General features: G+C 59.2%; 19 protein-coding genes. 7 read left to right on the forward strand and 12 right to left on the reverse strand.

All coding sequences use genetic code 11. From position 1 onward, the window contains the following. Positions 1-15: 15 nt before the first annotated feature. A complete protein-coding gene (argC, locus tag DXXMK7_RS20115; protein ID WP_038663429.1) occupies positions 16-1,020 on the reverse strand; it encodes an N-acetyl-gamma-glutamyl-phosphate reductase in 1,005 nt (334 codons plus the stop codon). A 214-nt stretch (positions 1,021-1,234) separates the two neighbouring features. On the opposite strand from argC, the gene argE reads away from it, so the two are divergent. Continuing rightward, positions 1,235-2,386 carry an acetylornithine deacetylase gene (gene argE / locus DXXMK7_RS20120; RefSeq protein ID WP_038663432.1) on the forward strand — a complete coding sequence of 384 codons (1,152 nt, stop codon included), beginning with the start codon at positions 1,235-1,237 and terminating at the stop codon, positions 2,384-2,386. A gap of 350 nt (positions 2,387-2,736) precedes the next feature. Next, on the forward strand, positions 2,737-5,376 hold the full coding sequence (gene ppc, locus DXXMK7_RS20125; RefSeq protein ID WP_038920545.1) for a phosphoenolpyruvate carboxylase: 2,640 nt from the start codon (positions 2,737-2,739) through the stop codon (positions 5,374-5,376). A gap of 62 nt (positions 5,377-5,438) precedes the next feature. Here ppc and DXXMK7_RS20130 read toward each other — a convergent pair whose 3' ends face one another. After that, on the reverse strand, positions 5,439-6,221 hold the full coding sequence (locus tag DXXMK7_RS20130; protein WP_038920546.1) for a tyrosine-protein phosphatase: 783 nt from the start codon (positions 6,219-6,221) through the stop codon (positions 5,439-5,441). 264 nt (positions 6,222-6,485) lie between these two features. Continuing rightward, positions 6,486-7,247 carry a uridine phosphorylase gene (gene udp, locus DXXMK7_RS20135; protein WP_013319909.1) on the reverse strand — a complete coding sequence of 254 codons (762 nt, stop codon included), beginning with the start codon at positions 7,245-7,247 and terminating at the stop codon, positions 6,486-6,488. Positions 7,248-7,534: 287 nt separating this feature from the next. On the opposite strand from udp, the gene DXXMK7_RS20140 reads away from it, so the two are divergent. Further along, positions 7,535-8,362, forward strand: a complete 828-nt coding sequence (locus tag DXXMK7_RS20140) for a dienelactone hydrolase family protein (RefSeq protein ID WP_038920548.1) — start codon at positions 7,535-7,537, stop codon at positions 8,360-8,362. 168 nt (positions 8,363-8,530) lie between these two features. On the opposite strand, the gene metE is transcribed toward DXXMK7_RS20140, so the two are convergent. Next, entirely contained in the window at positions 8,531-10,798 is a 2,268-nt protein-coding gene (metE, locus tag DXXMK7_RS20145; protein WP_038920549.1) for a 5-methyltetrahydropteroyltriglutamate--homocysteine S-methyltransferase, read from the reverse strand. A gap of 104 nt (positions 10,799-10,902) precedes the next feature. Here metE and metR point away from each other — a divergent pair, with 104 nt between their 5' ends. Continuing rightward, the gene (gene metR, locus DXXMK7_RS20150; RefSeq protein WP_038920550.1) at positions 10,903-11,841 is read left to right on the forward strand and encodes an HTH-type transcriptional regulator MetR; all 939 of its coding nucleotides are present in this window, start codon (positions 10,903-10,905) and stop codon (positions 11,839-11,841) included. On the opposite strand, the gene DXXMK7_RS20155 is transcribed toward metR, so the two are convergent. The 6 genes from DXXMK7_RS20155 to DXXMK7_RS20180 all read right to left on the reverse strand — a co-directional run bounded on the left by DXXMK7_RS20155 (position 11,744) and on the right by DXXMK7_RS20180 (position 16,696). After that, on the reverse strand, positions 11,744-12,643 hold the full coding sequence (locus DXXMK7_RS20155; protein ID WP_038921155.1) for a carboxylate/amino acid/amine transporter: 900 nt from the start codon (positions 12,641-12,643) through the stop codon (positions 11,744-11,746). The two genes, metR and DXXMK7_RS20155, sit on opposite strands and share 98 nt — an antisense overlap. Before the next feature lie 110 nt (positions 12,644-12,753). Further along, the gene (gene pagP, locus DXXMK7_RS20160) at positions 12,754-13,359 is read right to left on the reverse strand and encodes a lipid IV(A) palmitoyltransferase PagP (RefSeq protein ID WP_038921156.1); all 606 of its coding nucleotides are present in this window, start codon (positions 13,357-13,359) and stop codon (positions 12,754-12,756) included. Positions 13,360-13,723: 364 nt separating this feature from the next. Further along, positions 13,724-14,545 carry a serine O-acetyltransferase gene (cysE, locus tag DXXMK7_RS20165; RefSeq protein ID WP_013319915.1) on the reverse strand — a complete coding sequence of 274 codons (822 nt, stop codon included), beginning with the start codon at positions 14,543-14,545 and terminating at the stop codon, positions 13,724-13,726. A 130-nt stretch (positions 14,546-14,675) separates the two neighbouring features. Then, positions 14,676-15,695, reverse strand: coding sequence for an NAD(P)H-dependent glycerol-3-phosphate dehydrogenase (gene gpsA / locus DXXMK7_RS20170; protein ID WP_038920552.1), 1,020 nt, complete (start codon positions 15,693-15,695; stop codon positions 14,676-14,678). Next, positions 15,695-16,165 (reverse strand): protein-export chaperone SecB, encoded by a 471-nt coding sequence (gene secB / locus DXXMK7_RS20175; protein WP_038920553.1) that lies wholly within the window; start codon positions 16,163-16,165, stop codon positions 15,695-15,697. Before secB ends, gpsA begins: the two co-directional genes overlap by 1 nt. A gap of 99 nt (positions 16,166-16,264) precedes the next feature. Further along, complete coding sequence (locus DXXMK7_RS20180) at positions 16,265-16,696, reverse strand: rhodanese-like domain-containing protein (protein ID WP_038663462.1); 432 nt, start codon at positions 16,694-16,696, stop codon at positions 16,265-16,267. 226 nt (positions 16,697-16,922) lie between these two features. Between DXXMK7_RS20180 and envC the strand changes: the two genes are divergently transcribed. Both envC and DXXMK7_RS20190 read left to right on the forward strand, forming a co-directional pair. After that, entirely contained in the window at positions 16,923-18,197 is a 1,275-nt protein-coding gene (gene envC, locus DXXMK7_RS20185) for a murein hydrolase activator EnvC (protein WP_049842694.1), read from the forward strand. A gap of 41 nt (positions 18,198-18,238) precedes the next feature. After that, positions 18,239-19,144 (forward strand): divergent polysaccharide deacetylase family protein, encoded by a 906-nt coding sequence (locus DXXMK7_RS20190; RefSeq protein WP_038921158.1) that lies wholly within the window; start codon positions 18,239-18,241, stop codon positions 19,142-19,144. 37 nt (positions 19,145-19,181) lie between these two features. Here the strand turns inward: DXXMK7_RS20190 and tdh are convergent, their stop codons facing one another. Next, positions 19,182-20,204, reverse strand: a complete 1,023-nt coding sequence (gene tdh, locus DXXMK7_RS20195; RefSeq protein WP_038920554.1) for an L-threonine 3-dehydrogenase — start codon at positions 20,202-20,204, stop codon at positions 19,182-19,184. A 10-nt stretch (positions 20,205-20,214) separates the two neighbouring features. After that, the gene (locus tag DXXMK7_RS20200; protein ID WP_038920555.1) at positions 20,215-21,411 is read right to left on the reverse strand and encodes a glycine C-acetyltransferase; all 1,197 of its coding nucleotides are present in this window, start codon (positions 21,409-21,411) and stop codon (positions 20,215-20,217) included. A gap of 262 nt (positions 21,412-21,673) precedes the next feature. On the opposite strand from DXXMK7_RS20200, the gene rfaD reads away from it, so the two are divergent. Then, positions 21,674-22,606, forward strand: a complete 933-nt coding sequence (gene rfaD, locus DXXMK7_RS20205; protein WP_038920556.1) for an ADP-glyceromanno-heptose 6-epimerase — start codon at positions 21,674-21,676, stop codon at positions 22,604-22,606. Positions 22,607-22,612 lie beyond the last annotated feature (6 nt).

Below are 22,612 nucleotides of genomic sequence, written 5' to 3' on the forward strand. Positions count from 1 at the left end.
CGCCTCAGGGTGTCATCAGAGTAAGGATTGGGTTTCAGGGAAACCGAAGCGAATGTTCATGCACTGCACAGCCTGCGCCGCCGCGCCTTTGAGCAGGTTATCTTCGGTGGCGACCACGATCAGGTGCTCGTCCTGCACCGCGAAGCCGATGTCGCAGAACGGCAGACCGACCACCGATTTCAGCGCCGGCACGCCTTTCTCATACAACCGCACCAGCGGTTTGTCATGGTAGGCGTTGTGGTAAGCTTCCGCCACGTCCTGCGCGGTAACGCCCGGCTGCAGGCGGCAGGTGATGGTCGCCAGAATGCCGCGCGGGAAATTGCCCAGATGCGGGGTAAAAATCACCGGAATGCCGAGATGGGTGGCGATTTCCGGATGATGGCGATGATTGAAAATGCCATACGGCTGCAGGCTGACTTCACAAAAGCTGTTGGTCATGCTCGCTTTACGGCCAGCGCCGCTGACGCCGCTGGTGGCGTCGATCACCGGCCATTGGTTCGGGTTCAGCAAGCCGCCTTCCACCAGCGGTTTCAATGCCAGCTGGGACGCGGTCGGGTAGCAACCCGGCACCGCGATCAGTTGCGCCTGCTTGATGCTGTCCGCCTGCCATTCCGCCAGACCGTACACCGCCTGCGCCAGCCAGTCGGCGTGCTGGTGCTCGAAACCGTAGTAACGGGTGTAGAATTCAGGATCCTGCACGCGAAACGCGCCGGAAAGATCGAACACGGTGCAGCCGGCTTTCAGGAACTGCGGCGCCAGGTCATGGCTCACCTTGTGGTCGGTGGCCAGAAACACCACGTCCACGCCTTTGGCGGCGTCGGCCACGTCGGTCAGCGGCTGCACCGGCAAGTCAATAATGCCTTTAAGCTGGGGATGCAGGTCGGAAATGCGTTTTCCCGCATCAACACTTTGCGCGGAAACCGCCAAAGCGGTTATGTTCATCTGCGGGTGACGGTTCAGGTACAGGGCCAGCTCAGCGCCGGTATAGCCACTTGCACCAACGATCAACGTATTCAGCATGAGTTCGGTATACCTTTATTGCCAGATAGGTGGAACAGGAAGCAGGCTCATCAGCGCGGCCACGCCGTTCACCCACAAAAGCCAGAAGAAACGATTATGCGACAATCTCGTATCGCCGCACAGCTTATGATTTCATTTCGCCTGGCATTATTGTATTTTTATTCACAATAAATGCATGAATATTGATACTATCCTAACCCAGAGGCTGTCAACAGTGAAGATGAATTTACCCCCTTTTATGGAGCTGTACCGGGCATTGATCGCCACCCCGTCCATCAGCGCCACCGAGCGCGCCCTGGATCAAAGCAATGAGACCTTAATCAACCTGTTGGCGGGATGGTTTAGCGATCTGGGTTTTCATGTCGACGTGCAGCCGGTACCCGGCACCTTTAATAAATTCAACCTGCTGGCCCGACTGGGAGAAGGCAGCGGCGGGCTGCTGCTGGCCGGCCATACCGACACGGTGCCGTTCGACGACGGCCGCTGGACGCGCGACCCGTTCACCCTGACCGAGCACGACAACAAACTCTACGGGCTCGGCACCGCCGACATGAAAGGCTTTTTCGCCTTTATTCTCGATGCGCTGCGCGATGTGGATGCCGGTAAACTGACCAAACCGCTGTACATTCTGGCGACCGCGGATGAAGAAACGACGATGGCAGGCGCCAAGTATTTCTCCGAATCGACCGGCATTCGCCCGGACTGCGCGATTATCGGCGAGCCGACGTCATTGCAGCCGGTGCGCGCCCACAAGGGCCACATGTCGAACGTGGTTCGTATTCAGGGCCAGTCCGGCCACTCCAGCGACCCGTCGCGCGGCGTCAACGCCATCGAACTGATGCACGAAGCCATTTCCGAACTGATGGTGCTGCGCAACACGCTGCAGGAGCGCTATCACAACCCGGCGTTCCATATCCCTTATCCGACCATGAACTTTGGTCACATTCATGGCGGCGACGCCGCCAACCGCATCTGCGCCTGCTGCGACCTGCACATGGATATCCGCCCGCTGCCGGGCATGACGCTGAGCGATCTCAACGGTCTTATGAGCGAAGCGTTGGCGCCGGTCAGCGAACGCTGGCCCGGCCGTCTCACCATCAGCGAACTGCATCCGCCGATTCCGGGTTACGAGTGCCCGGCGGATCATCATCTGGCGCAGGTGGTGGAAAAACTGGTGGGGCAGCCGACCGATGTGGTGAATTACTGCACCGAAGCGCCGTTCATTCAGGAACTGTGCCCGACGCTGGTGCTTGGCCCCGGCTCCATCAATCAGGCGCATCAGCCGGATGAATTTATCGACATGTCGTTCATCAAACCGACGCGCACATTGATTACCCAGTTGGTGCATCACTTCTGCCAGCACTGATTTCGTGTTCTGGCGTTGCCCGGCTGTGACCGCCGGGCAACATTGCCATTGCCGCCGAAAAAAACTCTGCACGCATCCAACCGGCTACCCGCCTCTTTTTTATTGTCTTCTTGCCGCCTTCTCATTGCCGTTCTTGCTTTCGCCGCCGCTATAAGATAAGTGCCACTTATCGGCAAGCTTTTGTAATTAAATTTCACAAATTGCCTTTGCACCGGTTAAACAGGTACAACTGTAGAGATTAAAGGACGTTCATTGACGAACAATGGCGAACGTGGCTAGATAACAGACAGTAACCACACAATTTTTGTGTGTAATAAATTTACAAAATCAAGAGATGGGTCAGGGTAACTATGAATGAACAATATTCCGCCATGCGGAGCAATGTCAGCATGCTGGGTAAATTGCTCGGCGACACCATCAAGGATGCGCTGGGCGCCAATATCCTTGAGCGTGTTGAAACAATCCGCAAGCTGTCCAAAGCCTCGCGGGCCGGCAGCGAAACACACCGTCAGGAACTGCTGACCACACTGCAGAACCTGTCCAACGAGGAACTGCTGCCGGTCGCCCGCGCGTTCAGCCAGTTCCTTAACCTGACCAACACGGCGGAGCAGTACCACAGTATTTCTCCGCACGGCGAGGCGGCCAGTAACCCAGAAGCGCTGGCGACGGTGTTTCGCAACCTGAAAAGCCGCGACAATCTGAGCGACAAGGACATCCGCGACGCGGTGGAATCGCTCTCCATCGAGCTGGTGCTGACCGCGCACCCAACTGAAATCACCCGCCGCACGTTGATCCACAAACTGGTTGAAGTGAATACCTGCCTCAAGCAGCTCGACCACGACGATCTGGCCGACTATGAACGCCATCAGATCATGCGCCGTCTGCGCCAGTTGATTGCCCAGTACTGGCATACTGATGAAATCCGCAAAATCCGCCCGACGCCGGTGGACGAAGCCAAGTGGGGCTTCGCGGTGGTGGAGAACAGCCTGTGGGAAGGGGTGCCGGCGTTCCTGCGCGAACTCGACGAACAGATGGACAAGGAACTCGGTTATCGTCTGCCGGTGGATTCGGTGCCGGTACGCTTCACCTCCTGGATGGGCGGCGACCGCGACGGCAACCCGAACGTGACCGCTGAAGTCACCCGCCGCGTACTGCTGTTAAGCCGCTGGAAAGCCGCCGATCTGTTCCTGCGCGACGTACAGGTACTGGTGTCCGAACTGTCGATGACCACCTGTACGCCGGAGCTGCAACAGCTGGCAGGCGGCGACGAGGTGCAGGAACCCTACCGCGAGCTGATGAAAACGCTGCGCGCGCAGTTGACCGCCACCCTGAACTATCTGGACGCGCGTCTGAAAGGCGAGCAACTGGTCGCGCCCAAAGATCTGCTGGTCACCAACGAGCAGTTGTGGGATCCGCTCTACGCCTGTTACCAGTCGCTGCATGCCTGCGGCATGGGCATCATCGCCGATGGTCAGTTGCTCGACACCCTGCGCCGGGTACGCTGCTTCGGCGTGCCGCTGGTGCGTATCGACGTACGGCAGGAGAGCACCCGTCACACCGACGCGCTGGCGGAAATCACCCGCTATCTGGGGTTGGGAGACTACGAAAGCTGGTCGGAATCCGACAAACAGGCGTTCCTGATCCGCGAGCTTAACTCCAAGCGTCCGCTGCTGCCGCGTCAGTGGGAACCCAGCGCCGACACGCAGGAAGTGCTGGAAACCTGCCGGGTGATCGCCGAAACCCCACGCGATTCCATCGCCGCCTACGTGATCTCGATGGCGCGCACCCCGTCCGACGTGCTGGCGGTGCATCTGCTGCTGAAGGAAGCCGGCTGCCCATACGCGCTGCCGGTGGCGCCGTTGTTCGAAACGCTGGACGACCTGAATAACGCCGACAGCGTCATGATCCAGTTGCTCAACATCGACTGGTATCGCGGCTTCATTCAGGGCAAACAGATGGTGATGATCGGCTATTCCGACTCCGCCAAAGACGCCGGGGTGATGGCCGCCTCCTGGGCCCAGTACCGCGCGCAGGACGCACTGATCAAGACCTGTGAGAAATACGGCATCGCGCTGACGCTGTTCCACGGTCGCGGCGGCTCCATCGGCCGCGGCGGCGCGCCGGCTCATGCCGCGCTGCTCTCCCAACCGCCGGGAAGCCTGAAAGGCGGCCTGCGCGTCACCGAACAGGGCGAGATGATCCGCTTCAAGTTCGGTCTGCCGGAAGTCACCATCAGCAGCCTGTCGCTCTACACCTCCGCCATTCTGGAAGCCAACCTGCTGCCGCCGCCGGAACCGAAGCAGGAATGGCATCACATCATGAACGAGCTGTCGCGCATTTCCTGCGACATGTACCGCGGCTACGTGCGGGAAAACCCGGACTTCGTGCCTTATTTCCGCGCCGCCACGCCGGAACTGGAACTGGGCAAACTGCCGCTGGGGTCGCGCCCGGCTAAACGCCGACCGAACGGCGGCGTGGAAAGCCTGCGCGCCATCCCGTGGATTTTCGCCTGGACCCAGAACCGCCTGATGCTGCCCGCCTGGCTGGGCGCCGGCGCCGCGCTGCAAAAAGTGATCGACGACGGTCACCAGAACCAGTTGGAAGCCATGTGCCGCGACTGGCCGTTCTTCTCCACCCGCATCGGTATGCTGGAGATGGTGTTCGCCAAGGCCGACCTGTGGCTGGCGGAATACTACGATCAACGGCTGGTGGAAGAGAAACTGTGGTCGCTCGGCAAACAGCTGCGCGAGCAGTTGGAAAAAGACATCAAGGCGGTACTGACCATCTCCAACGACGACCATCTGATGGCTGACCTGCCGTGGATCGCCGAATCCATCGCGCTGCGCAACGTCTACACCGACCCGCTCAACGTGTTGCAGGCGGAACTGTTGCACCGTTCGCGTCAGCAGGACACTCTGGATCCGCAGGTAGAGCAGGCGCTGATGGTCACCATCGCCGGCGTCGCCGCAGGGATGCGCAATACCGGCTAATGACCCACCAACACAAACCGGGAGCAATAGCTCCCGGTTTGTTACTGCAATCGTTCACGACCTCACGCCAGATACTTATCCCGCAGCCCTTCCCGCACCGACGCATCCAGTCCGTAATCCTGCTCCAGCCAGTTATCCACCGAGCCGTGTCGCTCACGGATAGTATGCAGCGCGGTCACCAGAAACTCTTCGCGGGCGGAAAGCACGAAATCAAAGCGCTTCAGCGCCTTTTCACTCAGGCTCGACGCCAAATCTTCCAGCAACTGGCGACGGAACGGAATCAGGGTGGATTCGGTGATCAGATAATCTTCCATAACCGTTTGTTCATCCGCGCCCAGCGCGAACAGCACCAGCGCGGAACCAATGCCGGTACGATCCTTGCCCACCGCGCAATGTTGCACCAGCGCGCCATCGTCAGGCTGGCGCAGCAACGCCACCAAATGCTGGTAGGCCGGATTGCCGAACGGCAGGCGACGGTACAGTTCCAGCATAAAAGCGCGGGAATCGAACGCTTCGAGTTTTTCCGACCCCAGCGTTTCCAGGCTGGCGGTCACTTCATGCCGTAGCGGATTGGCGGGAACCTGATGATAACGGGCACCGGACCACAGCCGGTCGGGCCGCAGCGAGGCTTCATCCTGATCGCGATAATCCACCACGTGCGCCACCGGCACGCTGGCGAGATGATCGATGTCACGTTCACTCAGCATGTCCAGCGCGCCGGAGCGAAACAGCCTGCCGCGCCGGACTTGCCGCCCGTCTGCCACGCGGATCCCCCCCAAATCACGGAAATTGACGCCGCCGTCAAGCGGAAGCAACGAGGGATGCAGTAATGAGGTTAAAGTCATATTTTTCCCTGTAGTTCTCGATATTTAGTTACCGATAATTCGTTATCGATACGGAGTTATCAATGCTGAATGATTACGGTTGACTCACCGTCGAATGATGGAAACCGATTCGTATTATCAGACCTGACAATTAAATTAGCATGAAGACGGGCAGGCAGATGAACCGCGCGAGGGAAGTCCCCGCGGAAACAGAAAAAGCGGTACGAAGGCTCGGCCATATCGTACCGCCCGCGCCGAACATATCGCCCGGCGATTGAATCACACTCAGGCGCTCAGCAGTTTGCGGGCCGCCGACAACACTACGTTGACCGACGCGTGTTCCGCTTTCTGCATCGTAGCGGTATCGGGGATTTCCTGCTGAGTACGATTGACAATCACGCCCGCCACCATTCCGGCGCGCAGCCCTTGACTGGCGCACATGGTCAGCAGCGTAGCGGACTCCATTTCATAGTTCAGTACGCCCATGCTCTGCCACTCCGCCATTGACCCCTGGAAACGGCGCACCACGCGGCCGGAATAGGTGTCGTAACGCTCCTGGCCCGGATAGAAGGTATCCGAAGAAGCTGTAACGCCGACATGCAGCGTCGCCCCCGCTTCACGCGCCGCTTCCGCCAGCGCGGAAGTACAGGCGAAATCCGCCACCGCCGGGAATTCCAGCGGCGCAAAATGCAGGCTGGCGCCGTCCAGACGAACCGCCGCCGTGGTCACCAGCACATCGCCCACCGCGATATGCGGCTGGATGGCGCCGGTGGTGCCGACACGCAGAAACGTGCGCACACCCAGTTGCGCCAGCTCTTCTACCGCAATCGACGTAGACGGGCCGCCAATACCGGTGGAACAAACAATCACCGGCTTACCCGCCAGTTCCGCGCGCCAGGAAGTGAACTCCCGATGCGATGCCAGAAACACCGGGTTCTCCATCAGCCGGGCGATTTTCTCCACCCGAGCCGGGTCGCCGGGCACAATCGCCAGCGTGGCACCTTGTAAATCCTGCTTTGTTAAACCGAGATGAAATACATCGGACATAAACGCCTCCAGACAACGGTCAGGTACGGAACGATCTTAGCGCACACACTGCGGCCGTTAAGTGAAGTGCGTCGCTGATTGGAAAGTAACAAACATCCATTTACATTAATATTGTGATTTTAATCACAATTTAAACTGTAATCACCCGACGTTGCGTCACGCAATGTGGCACCGATTGCCTTATCGGGTTGCCGGTATTCGCAATACACTACAAAGTTCCTACACTTGCTTAACGCGGGGGCGGCATTATCCCGCTGGCAGATTCCAGTCTTGATAAAGGAAAGGCAATGAAAACCGATGAGCTACTGACACTCAGAGAGACCACACGGGCATTTTCGCCAGCCGTCATGCCGCTGGCTTCTTCCGCGATGACTACTGACGCCGCCGGGCTGGTCGCCGGCGAGACCACCATCCCTTCGCAGGGCGACAACCTGCCCGCGTATATTGCCAAACCGGAAAAAGCCGACGGCCCGCTGCCGATCGTGCTGGTGGTGCAGGAAATCTTTGGCGTGCATGAGCACATCCGCGATGTATGCCGGCGACTGGCAAAACAAGGCTATCTGGCGATCGCGCCGGAACTCTATTTCCGTCAGGGCGACCCGCAACAGTACAGCGATATCCCGACGCTGTTGAGCGAACTGGTCAGCAAGGTGCCGGATAATCAGGTGCTGTCCGACCTCGACCACACCGCACATTGGGCGGTGCGCCAGGGTGGCGACGCCAGTCGGCTGGCGATCACCGGTTTCTGCTGGGGCGGCCGCATCAGTTGGCTGTACGCTGCGCACAATCCGCAGTTAAAAGCCGCCGTCGCCTGGTACGGCAAACTGGTCGCCGAAAAAACGCTGACCTCGCCTCAACACCCGGTGGACGTGGCGAAAGACCTGAGCGCGCCGGTGCTGGGCCTGTACGGCGGGCAGGATAAAGGCATTTCGCTGGAGCAGGTGGAAACCATGCGTCAGGCGCTACGGGCGGTCAATGCCGATGCGGAGATCGTGGTCTACCCGGAAGCGGAGCATGCTTTCCATGCCGATTACCGCGCTACTTACCACGAAGCCTCGGCCAAAGACGGCTGGCAACGCATGCTGGAGTGGTTCGCCCGCTACGACGTGGTGTAACCCCGCAACAAATATAAAAAGGGAGACGCTATCGTCTCCCTTTTTCATGTCAGGCGGTGATGCGGAACGTCCCGGCCCTGTGCGTCACATCCTGTGGTTCACGCGCGTCCTGTCATCCTTTGCGCCATTCCTCATCACCGTGTTCGGTTACTGACTGTTTTCGCTAACTTACTCGGCGGTTTCGCGCAGACGTTTCGCTGCCTGCACCATGTTCGCCAGCGACTGACGGGTTTCCGGCCAGCCGCGGGTTTTCAGGCCGCAGTCCGGGTTAACCCACAGACGTTCGGACGGAATACGCTGGGCCGCTTTGCGCAGCAGCGCTTCAATCCACTCTACGCTCGGCACGTTCGGCGAGTGAATGTCGTACACGCCTGGGCCGATTTCATTCGGGTACTCGAACTCTTCGAACGATTCCAGCAGTTCCATGTCGGAACGCGAGGTTTCGATGGTGATCACGTCCGCATCCAGTGCCGCGATGGAATCCATGATGTCGTTGAATTCGCAGTAGCACATGTGGGTGTGGATCTGGGTGTCGTCTTTCGCTACCGCCGCGTTCAGGCGGAACGCATCGACCGCCCACTCCAGATAAGCAGCCCAGTCGGAGCGGTGCAGCGGCAAGCCTTCACGTAGCGCCGGTTCGTCAATCTGGATGATGCCGATGCCGGCCTGTTCCAGATCCGCCACTTCGTCGCGCAGCGCCAGCGCAATCTGCCTGGCGATGGTTTCACGGGTGACGTCTTCACGCGGGAAGGACCAGCACAGAATGGTGACCGGACCAGTCAGCATGCCTTTCACCGGCTTGTCGGTCAGCGACTGGGCATATTTCGCCCACTCAACCGTGATCGGCTCCGGACGGCTGATGTCGCCAATCACCACCGGCGGTTTCACGCAACGGGAACCGTAGCTCTGTACCCAGCCGTTCTGGGTGAACACGAAACCATCCAGATGCTCGCCGAAATACTCCACCATGTCGTTACGTTCGGCTTCACCGTGCACCAGTACGTCCAGCTCCAGACGTTCCTGTTCCACAATCGCCTGTTTAATGTGCTCGGCGATGCCGATACGGTAGTTCTGACCGTCCAGACGACCCTGTTTGAAGTCCAGACGCAGGCTGCGGATTTCGGTGGTCTGCGGGAACGAACCGATAGTGGTGGTCGGCCAGGCCGGCAGATTGAAACGCGCACGCTGTGCGTCGGCGCGTACCGGGTACGGATTCTGACGCAGACTGTCCTGCGCGGTGATCGCCGCCAGACGCTTCGCCACCTCCGGGTTGTTAACGCGAGTAGAGGTGCGACGGGCGCGGATCGGCGCGCTGTAAGCCACCAGTTCGTCGCCGTTGCCGCTGTTGAGCGCGCGGGTCAGCAGCGCCAGTTCCTGACACTTCTGAATCGCAAAGGCGAACCAGCTCTTCACTTCCTCGTCCAGACGGGTTTCGACGCTGAGATCGATCGGGCTGTGCAGCAGGGAGCAGGAGCTGCCCAGCCACAGAGCGCGTTTACCCAGCAGCGGTTGCAGGCGTTCGAACCAGCTCGCCAGATCGGCGCGCCACACGTTACGGCCGTTGATCACGCCCAGCGACAGCACCCAGTCAGCCGGCAGTTGCGCATTCAGCGCCGCGGCGTCGTCTTTGCCGTGCACCAGATCGACATGCAGACCCTGTACCGGCAGCGCTGTGATCACGTCCAGATTCTGGCCGATGCTGTCGAAATAGGTGGTCAGCAGCAGTTTCACCTGCCCTTGCAGCGCATCGTAAGCCGGTTTGAAAGCGGCTTTCCACTCGGCGTCCAGTTCCAGCGCCAGCAGCGGCTCGTCAACCTGCACCCACTCGATGCCGCGTTTAGCCAGTTCGGCCAGTACCTGCTGGTACACCGGCAGCACCGCGTTCAGCAGATCCAGACGGTTGAAGGCTTCCCCTTTGACTTTGCCCAGCCACAGGTAGGTCACCGGACCCAGCAGCACCGGTTTCACCTTGTGGCCCAGCGCCAGCGCTTCGTCCACTTCATCCAGCAGTTGGGTCCAGGTCAGCTTGAACTGCTGGCCTTTGCTGAATTCCGGCACCATGTAGTGATAGTTGGTGTTGAACCATTTGGTCATTTCAGCGGCGGCGGCCGGCTCACCGGTCGGTGCGCGGCCACGGCCGATACGAAACAGGGTATCCAGATCGACGGAACCATCCGCATTCTGGTGACGGGCAGGTACATTCCCCAGCAGCAGGCTGGTGGTCAGCACATGGTCGTACCAGGCAAAATCGCCTACCGGCAGCAATTCCACGCCGGCGTCTTTCTGCTGTTGCCAGTGACGGGCACGCAACTCACGGCCCACGGTCAGCAACTCTTCCTGCGTGCTGTTCCCTGCCCAATAGCTTTCCTGTGCTTTTTTCAGTTCACGACGCAGACCGACGCGCGGAAAACCGAGAGTGTGATTTAAAATTGCCATGCTTGAATTCCCATTTAGCCGTCCAGATGTTTACACATCCATAATCCGCAGGTAGTGTAGTAAGTACAAGCGCAATTTATTCACTGTCACTGTGAAGGACTCTCATGATCGAACTTAAACACTTACGGACGCTGCAGGCGCTGCGCAACACGGGATCGTTAGCCGCCGCCGCCGCACAGCTCCATCAGACGCAATCCGCCCTGTCGCATCAGTTCAGCGATCTGGAACAACGGCTGGGATTCCGCTTGTTCGTCCGTAAGAGCCAGCCGCTGCGCTTTACGCCGCAGGGGGAAATTCTGCTGCAGCTGGCCGAGCAGATCCTGCCGCAGATACAGCAGGCGCTGCAGGCATGCAACGAGCCGCATCAGACCACCTTGCGGCTGGCGATCGAGTGTCACAGTTGTATTCAGTGGCTGACGCCGGCGCTGGAGAACTTCCACCAAAGCTGGCCGCAAGTGGTGATGGATTTCAAATCCGGCGTCACTTTCGACCCGCAACCTGCGCTGCAACAAGGCGAGCTGGACCTGGTGATGACCTCCGACATTCTGCCGCGCAGCGGCTTGCACTACTCGCCGATGTTCGACTTTGAGGTACGGCTGGTGCTGTCGCCGGATCATCCGCTGGCCGCCAAAGCCGTGATTGCGCCTGAGGATCTGGCGCAGGAGACGCTGATGATTTATCCGGTGCAGCGTCAGCGGCTGGATGTGTGGCGCCACTTTCTGCAACCAGCGGGGGTCAGCCCGTCGCTAAAAAGCGTAGACAATACCTTGCTGTTGATCCAGATGGTGGCGGCGCGCATGGGCATCGCCGCGCTGCCGCACTGGGTAGTGGAGAGCTTTGAACGTCAGGGGCTGGTCGTCACCAAAACCCTGGGAGAAGGCTTGTGGAGCCGGCTGTACGCCGCCGTTCGCGATGGCGAGCAGCGTCAGCCGGTTATCGAAGCGTTTATTCGCTCCGCGCGCCAGCATGCCTGCGAGCATCTGCCGTTTGTGCGGGACGCTTCACGACCCAACGCCGGTGCACCCATAAAGCAACCGCAATAATCGCAGAACCGATGAGAAAGCTGGTCCAGTTTGGCGTTTTCTGCCAGAACGCGAAATTGACCAGCAACCCGGCCGGGACGTGAAAGTTGTTCATGATACTCAACGTACCGGCGTCCACCTGAGTCGCGCCGTAGTTCCACATGAAATAGCCAAGACCCGACACCACCACGCCAAGAAACGCCAGCACCCCCCACTGCACCGGTGCGGTGGGCAGTTTGGTCAGATTGCCGAATAGCGCCCAGGCTACCAGCGTCACCAGCGCGGCGCCGAGGTAGAACCAGGAAAAGGCGCTGTGCTGCGGCATCGGATGCACTTCCATCAGCCGTTTATACCCCACTTGCCCCACGGCAAAACAGACATTGGCCGCCTGCACCAGCAGCAGCCCCCACCAGAAATGTTCGCTCACGCCGTGATAGTGGATCACAGCGGCGCCCAGAACAGCCAGCAAGGCGCTGAATACATAGCCCCAGCGCAGGCGATGCCCGCTGAGCAGGTCGTAAATCAGCGTGACGTACAGCGGCGTCATCACCGAAAACAGCAGAATCGTCGGCACATTGAGGTACAGGTAACTGCGGAACAGGAACAGATACATGACGCCAAGCTGGAAAACGCCCACCAGCAGATACAGCCCCAACACTTTGGGGGAATAGCCGCGCCAGCGCAGGAAAGGCAAAAACACCAGCGCCGCCAGCACCAACCGGAACATGGCTGAGAACCAGCTGTCGACCTGGCCGGCCAGGTATTCGCCAATCAGGCTGAAGGAAAACGACCACAAAATCGTGGTGATGATCAATAACGGCACGGCGTCACTCACTCTATCGCTGTTAACAGGAAGAGCATTGTAGTCGAGTTACGTGGCCGTATTTTCCTCAACTTGGTTTACATGAGAACAAAATACAACCAATCAATTAATCAAAATTGCCAGCGCAACCAGGCGAAGAACACGTTGCCATTATTATGCGTGCCGGGAATGTAAGTAGCCTGAAGAGACAGGCGCTGATAACTGACCGACGCCAGCGGCAGCAGCACCGGGATCGGGATGTATTTCCAGTTGTCCCGCATGGTGGCCCCGGCGGTAAAACCCAACCCCAACTGAAAATCCTGATTTTCCAGCGGCCGCCAGCGTTTTTCATAGCCATAGCCGCCGATAGGCTCCCACTTGTTAAAAGAGTCCTTGAACGCCATCAGGTACAGGCTGTGCCAGTCGCCATCGCGATCCAGCCGGGATACGCCATAGCCTGCTCCCCAGGGACGCTCGTTGTACCTGTCGGTCTTCGTCTTGTCGTAAGTCCAGCGGTTATGCCAGGTCATGACCGGCACATACAGATCCTGAGACTGCCAGTGATGCCAGGTCTCCGACAGATTATCGCCGGCGCGCCGCCAGATTCCCGGCTCCGCGCCGCTTTCAACGACATCAGACGCCGTATTTTCGCCAGACGGCGCGGCAGCAAATGCCGGGGTAGATAACAGGGCAGACAGCGCAAAGAGGCAAGTGTGTGGTGTCAATTTTAATTGCATAAACAACATGTCCAAAGCGAATTACCAATGACCGGCAGGTCAGGTGGTCTGGCGTTTATGTCCAGAGGTTTGTGGTCCGACCACCGATATACAACGATTTTCGCGATATTAAATACAACTAAAGCCAAACCACCGGGCTAATCCGGCACTTTTGAGAGACTTCCTAGACAAAGTGTAGAAGAAACAACCAAGTCAGGCGATTTGCCACAGATAAGGGGATAACGCGCGGACAACAGAGTATTCCTGCGGTACTAATGTGTTCTTAAAAGTTACCGCGCCGACTTTGCCAGCCAGATAGAAAAGAGAGGCTAGGGTGAAAAAATCCGGTTATCCGGCTTGCCGGGCAGACAGGCCGGAAAAAATATCAGATGCCGTCGCCGTCTTCGAAACCGCGCAACGAGCCGTTGAAGTACTGGTCCATATCCAACGAGGGTTTATCGCTTTCCGGGCGGCCAACAATTCGCGCCGGCACGCCGGCGGCAGTGGTATGCGGCGGCACCGGCTGCAAAACCACCGAACCCGCGCCAATCTTGGCGCCGCATCCCACTTCAATATTACCCAGGATCTTGGCGCCCGCGCCGATCATCACCCCTTCCCGAATCTTGGGATGACGGTCGCCGTTGGTCTTGCCGGTCCCGCCCAGGGTGACCGATTGCAGGATGGAAACGTCGTTTTCCACGACGGCGGTTTCACCGATCACGATACCGGTGGCGTGGTCCAGCATGATGCCGCAACCGATGCGCGCCGCCGGGTGGATATCCACCCCAAATGACACTGAAATCTGGTTCTGCAGGTAAATCGCCAGCGCCTGCCGTTCCTGACGCCATAGCCAGTGGCCGATACGGTAAGCCTGCAGAGCATGAAATCCTTTCAGGTAGAGCAGCGGCGTTGAGTATTTATCCACCGCCGGGTCGCGCAGGCGCACCGCCAGAATGTCGCGGGCAGCGGACGCAATCATCTGCGGTTCGGCGCGGTAGGCCTCTTCCACCACTTCACGGATGGCAATCGCCGGCATGATGGCGTTAGCCAGCTTATTCGCCAGCATGTAGCTCAATGCGCTGCCCAGATTCTCATGTTTCAGCAGCGTCGCGTGAAAGAAACTGGCCAGCATCGGTTCGCATTCCGCCAGACTGCGCGCCTCTTCCTTAATGTTTTTCCAAACCAGTTCCAGCTCATCATTCGACATCGCGACACCTCTTTGAAAAACCGTCAACCCACCGCTTCACTTACAACTGCACGACGCGCTACTGCACAAAGCTCTATCAGCATAAAACAACAACGGGCCTCCCAAGGGAAGCCCGAACAATGCCCTGCCGTCACAGGCTGGCGCTTTCGTCTTTGCGCGCCCGGCCCAGCAGGCTCAACGCCGCTTCACGCGCGTCTTTACCACAATACAGCACTTGCCAGAGCTGCTCGGTGATCGGCATTTCCACACCGTAGCGCTGCGCCAGCGCCATCACTTCCTTGGTATTACGGTAGCCTTCCACCACCTGACCAATCTGGTTCTGGGCGCTGACCACGTCCATCCCTTGTCCCAGCATCATGCCGAAACGACGGTTGCGTGACTGGTTGTCGGTGCAGGTCAGCACCAGATCGCCCAAGCCCGCCATGCCCATAAACGTGGTCGGGTCGGCCCCCAGCGCCACGCCCAGCCGCGTCATTTCGGCCAGACCGCGGGTGATAAGCGCAGTACGCGCATTGGCGCCGAACCCCATGCCGTCAGACATGCCGGCGCCGATGGCGATCACGTTCTTCACGGCGCCTCCCAGCTGCACCCCGATAAAATCAGGGTTGCTGTAGACGCGAAAACTTTTGCCGCAATGCAGCAGATGTTGCAAATCGTCGGAAAACGGCTGATCGGTCGATGCCAGCGCGATCGCGGTAGGCAGCCCGGCCGCCAGCTCTTTGGCGAAAGTCGGCCCGGAGAGCACCGCCAGCGGGATCGTATTACCCAGCGCTTCGCGGGCGACGTCCTGCAACAGACGACCGGTTTCCGCTTCCAGCCCCTTGGTAGCCCACACCAGTCGCGCGTCCGCCCGCAGATGGGGCTTGAGCTGGCGCAGCACATCGCCAAACACATGGCTCGGCACCACCACCAGAATGTTGCGGCTGGCGGCCAGCGCCTGCGACAGGTCCGCTTCCAGTTGCAGGGTATCCGGGAACGGTACGTCGGGCAGGAACGCCTGATTGCACCGTGCGGCCTGCAACGCCTGAATATGAGCGGGGTCATGGCCCCAGAGCACCACACGGTGACCGTTGCGGGCCACCGTGATCGCCAGCGCGGTGCCGTAAGATCCGGCACCGACTACCGTCATTGCTGCATCAGACGGGTTCATCAGGCATCCAGCGTCTGAGCGGTGCCGTCCTGGCCTGCCTGCTGTTCCAGATAGTTCATGAACAGAGCGTCAAAGTTAACCGGAGCCAGGTTCAGCTGCGGGAAGGTACCGCGGGACACCAGGCTGGTAATGCACTCGCGCGCGTACGGGAACAGCACGTTCGGGCAGTAAGCGCCCAGGCAGTGGGCCAGTTGGGTGCCTTCGATGCCGGAGACGGTGAAGATACCCGCCTGCTGCACTTCGCACAGGAACGCGGTTTCTTCGCCGAGGGTGGAGGTCACGGTCACGCGCAGCACCACTTCGTACACATCGTCAGCCAACTGGGTGGATGCGGTATCCAGATCCAGTTTGACTTCCGGGTTCCATTCCTGCTGGAACACCTGCGGCGCGTTCGGCGCTTCGAAAGAAATATCCTTGGTGTAGATACGCTGGATCTGGAAAGTCAGTTCGCCGTTGTTTTGTTCAGACATGTTGAATAATACCCTTTCGTTAGATTTCCTTGCGCGCTTCCCTTCGCCAGGAAGGACACGCCATAACACAAACAGACTCCCCTCTGACGGGGCGTCGCATTATTTACCGCGCACCAGCGGGAGGTTTTCGCCGCTCCAGCCAGCCAGCCCGTCTTTCAGGATCACGACGCGCTCAAACCCGGCTTTGAACAGATTCTCTGCCGATTCACGAGATGCCATGCCGTTGGCGCACACCACAATCACCGGCTGCGCCTTGTGTTTTTCCAGCTCGCTCAGGCTGCCGTTTTTGATGTCGTTCGGCAACAGGTTGATGGCGCCGGCGATATGTCCACGACGGTAATCATCGCGATTACGGGTGTCTACCACCACCGCATCTTCTTTATTAATCAGTTGGATCGCTTCACCACGAGCCACTTCTTTTACCTTGGACAGTTTACTCTTCACCGTAAGCACAATGACCGCGACCAGCAGGGCAATCCAGGCCACGCTCAGAATCGGGTGTCGGCTGATGAATGGCATAATCTCTTGCATGGGGTGTAACGACTCCGAAATCAGTTAAGCAATTCAAATACAGGGTGTCTGAGTATACCTATGCGATACCGCAATTACAGCCTGTAAGCCAACATCGCGTCATGATTATGCGCGGCGGATTGCATTTATCCGTAGGATCCAGGGCCGCTCGCTGTCATGGATGGAAATAGAAATCCCTGACGAGACAACTGGTAAGGCGCTGTTCATCGTGGAATAATCTTTCGCCATGAGCAAAAAAGCGTTCTCTGTACCGTTGCCGACGGGTCGTGACAAACTGTTAATCCGGTGCGCCAGTGTGCTTTGTGTCGGCGTGCTGCTGTTGCCGTGCCCCAGTTGGAGCGACGACGGCCAGCAGCAGTTGAAATCCCTGCAGCAAGACATCGCAGAGAAGGAAAAAAGCGTCCGGGAACAGCAGCAACGTCGCAGCGCCCTGCTTGAGCAACTGAAAAAGCAGGAACAGTCGATCGCTCAGTCCACCCGCCAGCTACGCGACACCCGCGCCACCCTTGAACGTCTGAATCAGGATGTCGGCAGCCTGAGCGCCTCCATCGCCAAACTGCAAACCCAGCAGAAAACGCAGGAAACCCTGCTGGCGAAACAGCTGGATGCCGCGTTCCGTCAGGGCCAGCATGGCGCCCTGCAACTGATCCTCAGCGGTGAGGAAAGCCAGCGGCGCGAGCGCATCCTCGCCTACTTCAATTACCTGAATCAGGCGCGCGAGCAATCCATCACCGCGTTACAGCAAACCCGTACGCAGCTTGCCAGCCAGAAACAGCAACTGGAGCAGAAACAGGCGCAGCAAAAACGCCTGCTCGGCGACCAACAGCAGCAGCAGAAAACGCTGGAACAGGCGCAGGGCGAACGTCAGAAGACGTTGGGCGCACTGGAAAACGCACTGGAAAAAGACCAGCAACAATTGACGGAACTGCGTCAGAACGAAACCCGTTTGCGCGACCAGATCGCGCGTGCGGAACGGGAAGCCAGGGCGCGAGCGGAGCGAGAAGCACGCGAAGCAGCCAAACTACGTGAAAAAGAAGAACAGGCCAAACGCAGCGGCGCCAGTTACAAACCCACCGAGCAGGAGCGTTCGCTGATGGCGCGCACCGGCGGTCTGGGTCAGCCGGCCGGCCAGTACGTATGGCCGGTGCGCGGCCGCACGCTGCACCGTTTCGGCGAACCGTTGCAGGGCGAACTGCGCTGGAAGGGGCTGGTGATCGGCGCATCCGAAGGTACCGAGGTGCGCGCCATCGCCGACGGCACCGTGCTGATGGCCGACTGGCTGCAGGGCTATGGTCAGGTGGTGGTGCTGGAACACGGCAGGGGCGACATGAGCCTGTATGGTTATAACCAGAGCGCGCTGGTCTCGGTAGGCGCGCAGGTGAAAGCCGGTCAGCCGGTGGCGCTGGTCGGCAACAGCGGCGGGCAGAATCAGCCCGCCCTCTATTTTGAAATTCGACGTCAGGGACAGGCGGTCAACCCCTTACCCTGGCTAGGAAGGTAGGTTTGCGTCCATTAATTTCCCGCTTGTTGACTCTCACCGGCATGACGCTCACCGGCACGCTGCTGGCCCTTCCCGTCTGGGCGGGCAAGCTGGCGCTGGTGATCGACGATTTCGGCTACCGCCCGCATAACGAAAATCAGGTGCTGGCGATGCCCACCGCCATTTCCGTGGCCGTGTTGCCCAATGCGCCATACGCCCGCGACATGGCGACCAAGGCCCATGCGCAAGGCAGAGAAGTGTTGATTCACCTGCCGATGGCGCCGATGAGCAAGCAGCCGCTGGAGCGTGACACGCTGCGCCCGGACATGAGCAGCGAGGAAATTGCGCGCATCCTGCGCGATGCGGTCAACAAGGTGCCTTACGCCGTCGGGCTGAACAACCACATGGGCAGCGCCATGACCGCCAGCCTGCCGGGCATGCAGAAGGTGATGCAGGCGATGACCGCCTACCGCTTCTATTTCCTCGACAGCATGACCATCGGCAGCAGTCAGGCCACCCAGGCGGCGGCCGGTACCGGCATCAAGGTACTCAAACGCAAGGTCTTCCTGGACGACACCCAGAACGTTGCCGACATTCGACGTCAGTTCAGCCGGGCGGTGGAGATCGCGCAACGCAGCGGGTACGCCATCGCCATCGGCCACCCTCACCCCACCACCATTCAGGTGTTGCAGCAGATGTTGCCGATGCTGCCGGCCGATATCGTACTGGTGCGCCCCAGTCAATTGCTGAACGAACCGGAACCGCGCTATGCGCCGGTGCCGACGTACCTTGCGTCGCAACCGACCGCCCCGGTGCAAAAACGGCTGCGCCCTATTCAGGTCTGCGCGATCAAACAGCCGCTGCCGGCGATCTCTCAGTCGGATCTGTGGCGGCAGCTTGGACATAATCTGGCGACCAGCCCCGCCGTCAGCTACCTGAAACAGCACTGGCAGACCTGGCTGGGGTAATACGGCGAGCCGCGTCGTCTATCGGCGGCGCGGCCGGTTACCAGCTCAGCACCACCTTGCCGGATTGGCCGGAGCGCATCACATCAAACCCGTTTTGGAAATCGTCAATGGCGTAGCGATGGGTGATGATCGGCGACAGATCCAGTCCGGACTGGATCAACGCCGCCATTTTGTACCAGGTTTCAAACATTTCACGGCCGTAGATACCTTTAATCACCAGCCCCTTGAAAATGATGTCACTCCAGTCTACCGATACGGCTTCCGGCGGAATACCCAGCATGGCGATGCGACCGCCGTGGTTCATCACCGACAGCAGCGTGCGCAAGGCCGCCGGCGCGCCGGACATCTCCAGCCCGACGTCAAATCCTTCGGTCATGCCCAGTTCCCGCATCACGTCGGTCAGCGATTCCCGCGCTACATTCACCGCCCGGTTAACGCCCATCCGCCGCGCCAGCGCCAGCCGGTAGTCATTGACGTCGGTAATCACCACATGACGGGCGCCGACATGGCGGCAAACCGCCGCCGCCATGACGCCAATCGGCCCCGCGCCGCTTACCAACACGTCTTCACCCACCAGATCAAACGCCAGCGCCGTATGCACCGCGTTGCCGAACGGATCGAAAATAGCAGCGATGTCATCGGGAATCGCCGCCGGAAGACGGAACGCGTTATACGCCGGAATCACCAGGTACTCGGCGAAAGCGCCCGACCGGTTAACGCCGACGCCGGAGGTATTGCGGCACAAATGACGGCGTCCGGCGCGGCAGTTACGGCAATAGCCGCAGGTGATATGCCCTTCGCCCGACACCCGATCGCCAATCCTGAACCCTTCCACTTCCTGCCCTATCGCCACGATCTCGCCGACATACTCATGCCCGACCACCATCGGCACCGGGATGGTTTTCTGCGACCACGCATCCCAGTTGTAGATATGCACGTCGGTGCCGCAAATGGCGGTTTTACGGATTTTGATCATCACATCGTTGTGGCCCGGTTCCGGCGCGGGAACGTCAGTCAGCCAGATGCCCGGTTCCGGGCGCAGTTTCGCCAGCGCTTTCATCATCGTCTCCTCACTTCACCACGCCCAGTTGGCGGCCGACCCGGATAAACGCCGTCACCGCCCGTTCAATCTGCTCCGGCGTATGCGCCGCCGACATCTGGGTACGGATGCGCGCCTGCCCGTGCGGCACCACCGGGTAGAAAAAACCGGTGACATAAATGCCTTCCTGTCGCAACGCCGCCGCGAATGCCTGCGCCAGCCGGGCATCGCCCAGCATCACCGGAATAATGGCGTGATCTGCGCCCGCGAGCGTAAACCCCGCCTCAGTCATCCGCTGACGAAACAGACTGGCGTTATGCCACAGACGCCGACGCAGCGCCTGTCCATCCTGCAGCAGGTCCAATACCTTGATCGACGCCGTCACAATCGACGGCGCCAGCGAATTGGAAAACAGGTACGGCCGGGAGCGCTGACGCAGCCACGCCACCACCTCCCGCCGGGCGGCGGTATAGCCGCCGGACGCACCGCCCAGCGCTTTGCCCAGCGTGCCGGTAATAATGTCCACCCGCCCCATCACCTGGCAGTATTCATGGGTGCCGCGTCCCTGTTCGCCGACAAATCCCACCGCGTGGGAGTCATCCACCATCACCAGCGCGTCGTAGCGCTCCGCCAGATCGCAAATACCGCGCAAATTGGCGATCACGCCGTCCATCGAAAACACGCCGTCGGTGGCAATCATCAGATTACGCGCCCCTTCCGACCGGGCCTGTTGCAACCGTGCCTCCAACTGATGCATATCGTTATTGTCGTAACGATAACGGCGCGCTTTTGACAGGCGAATACCGTCGATGATCGACGCATGATTGAGCGCATCGGACACAATCGCGTCGTTTTCCCCCATCAGGGTTTCGAACAACCCGCCGTTGGCGTCAAAGCAGGAGGAGTAGAGGATGGCATCCTCCATACCGAGAAACGCCGCCAGCCGGCGCTCCAGCATCTGGTGAATATCCTGCGTACCGCAGATAAAACGTACCGACGCCATGCCGAAGCCGTGGCTATCCAGCCCGGCTTTAGCCGCGTCGATCACCGCCGGGTGATTGGCTAACCCCAGATAATTATTCGCGCAGAAGTTAATCAGCTCGCCGCCGTCCGCCACCGTAATGTGCGCCTGCTGCGCTGTGGTGATCGGTCGTTCATCCTTAAACAGTCCCTCGTCGTGCAGCGAGGCAAGCTGGGCGGTCAGTTGGTGATAAAACGCATCAGGCATGGCGCGGCTCTCCTTTTCGTCCGTCATCGGAATGTCCGCCGAGCGGCGGTAGGCCTTATGGAGGTAAAGGTAGTGGAGAAATGCGAGCCGGGCTGACAGGTCAGCCACAAAATGCCACAGTGATCACGCCGGAAATGCGAAGCGCCTGGCAAGAAACGGCGGGAAAATCCGCACAGGATGTCTGTGGTGCGTCGAAATGCTATTATAGCGGCCAATAGGTGTGGAGCGCGGTGCTCCACCAGCAAGATAGCAGGTAACTCCCATGATTATCGTAACTGGCGGCGCTGGTTTCATCGGCAGCAATATCGTAAAAGCGCTGAATGATGACGGGTATCGGGATATTCTGGTGGTCGACAACCTTAAGGATGGCACCAAGTTCGCCAATCTGGTTGATCTGGACATCGCCGACTACATGGATAAGGAAGACTTCCTCGCCAGCATCGTTGCCGGAGACGATCTGGGCGATATCGAGGTTATTTTCCACGAAGGCGCCTGTTCCTCCACTACTGAGTGGGATGGCAAATACATGATGGATAATAACTATCAGTACTCCAAGGACGTATTGCACTACTGCCTGGAGCGTGGAATTCCATTCATGTATGCCTCTTCTGCCGCTACCTACGGCGGCCGCACCGACAACTTCGTGGAAGAGCGTCAATATGAGCAGCCGCTGAATGTTTACGGCTATTCCAAGTTCCTGTTCGACCAGTATGTGCGTGAAATTCTGCCGCAAACCAGCTCACAGATTTGCGGCTTTCGCTACTTCAACGTCTACGGGCCGCGCGAAGGCCACAAAGGCGGCATGGCCAGCGTGGCGTTCCACCTGAATAACCAGATCAATCAGGGTGAAAAACCCAAATTGTTCGCCGGCAGCGAAAATTTCAAACGCGATTTCATCTATGTCGGCGACGTGGCGGCGGTGAACCTGTGGTTCTGGCAACACGAAGTTTCCGGCATCTTCAACTGCGGCACCGGCCGTGCCGAGTCCTTCCAGGCCGTGGCGGATGCCGTACTGGCCTACCACCAGAAAGACGGCGTGGAATACATCCCCTTCCCGGAAAAACTGAAAGGCCGCTATCAGGCCTACACGCAGGCAGACCTCACCAACCTGCGCGCCGCTGGTTATGAAAAGCCGTTCAAAACCGTAGCGGAAGGGGTCGCCGACTACCTGGCCTGGCTGAACCGCAACGCCTGATTCGCT

It is taken from the genome of Dickeya sp. MK7 (genome assembly GCF_000406305.1).
Taxonomy (GTDB): Bacteria; Pseudomonadota; Gammaproteobacteria; order Enterobacterales; family Enterobacteriaceae; genus Dickeya; species Dickeya fangzhongdai.

What these genes read in the sequence shown, in the direction of transcription:
- argC (WP_038663429.1), bottom strand. Translation starts at nt 1,020, where the DNA reads ATGCTGAATACGTTGATCGTTGGTGCAAGTGGCTATACCGGCGCTGAG.
- ppc (WP_038920545.1), top strand. Translation starts at nt 2,737, where the DNA reads ATGAATGAACAATATTCCGCCATGCGGAGCAATGTCAGCATGCTGGGT.
- DXXMK7_RS20130 (WP_038920546.1), bottom strand. Translation starts at nt 6,221, where the DNA reads ATGACTTTAACCTCATTACTGCATCCCTCGTTGCTTCCGCTTGACGGC.
- udp (WP_013319909.1), bottom strand. Translation starts at nt 7,247, where the DNA reads ATGTCCGATGTATTTCATCTCGGTTTAACAAAGCAGGATTTACAAGGT.
- DXXMK7_RS20140 (WP_038920548.1), top strand. Translation starts at nt 7,535, where the DNA reads ATGAAAACCGATGAGCTACTGACACTCAGAGAGACCACACGGGCATTT.
- metE (WP_038920549.1), bottom strand. Translation starts at nt 10,798, where the DNA reads ATGGCAATTTTAAATCACACTCTCGGTTTTCCGCGCGTCGGTCTGCGT.
- metR (WP_038920550.1), top strand. Translation starts at nt 10,903, where the DNA reads ATGATCGAACTTAAACACTTACGGACGCTGCAGGCGCTGCGCAACACG.
- pagP (WP_038921156.1), bottom strand. Translation starts at nt 13,359, where the DNA reads ATGCAATTAAAATTGACACCACACACTTGCCTCTTTGCGCTGTCTGCC.
- cysE (WP_013319915.1), bottom strand. Translation starts at nt 14,545, where the DNA reads ATGTCGAATGATGAGCTGGAACTGGTTTGGAAAAACATTAAGGAAGAG.
- gpsA (WP_038920552.1), bottom strand. Translation starts at nt 15,695, where the DNA reads ATGAACCCGTCTGATGCAGCAATGACGGTAGTCGGTGCCGGATCTTAC.
- secB (WP_038920553.1), bottom strand. Translation starts at nt 16,165, where the DNA reads ATGTCTGAACAAAACAACGGCGAACTGACTTTCCAGATCCAGCGTATC.
- DXXMK7_RS20180 (WP_038663462.1), bottom strand. Translation starts at nt 16,696, where the DNA reads ATGCAAGAGATTATGCCATTCATCAGCCGACACCCGATTCTGAGCGTG.
- envC (WP_049842694.1), top strand. Translation starts at nt 16,923, where the DNA reads ATGAGCAAAAAAGCGTTCTCTGTACCGTTGCCGACGGGTCGTGACAAA.
- DXXMK7_RS20190 (WP_038921158.1), top strand. Translation starts at nt 18,239, where the DNA reads ATGACGCTCACCGGCACGCTGCTGGCCCTTCCCGTCTGGGCGGGCAAG.
- tdh (WP_038920554.1), bottom strand. Translation starts at nt 20,204, where the DNA reads ATGAAAGCGCTGGCGAAACTGCGCCCGGAACCGGGCATCTGGCTGACT.
- DXXMK7_RS20200 (WP_038920555.1), bottom strand. Translation starts at nt 21,411, where the DNA reads ATGCCTGATGCGTTTTATCACCAACTGACCGCCCAGCTTGCCTCGCTG.
- rfaD (WP_038920556.1), top strand. Translation starts at nt 21,674, where the DNA reads ATGATTATCGTAACTGGCGGCGCTGGTTTCATCGGCAGCAATATCGTA.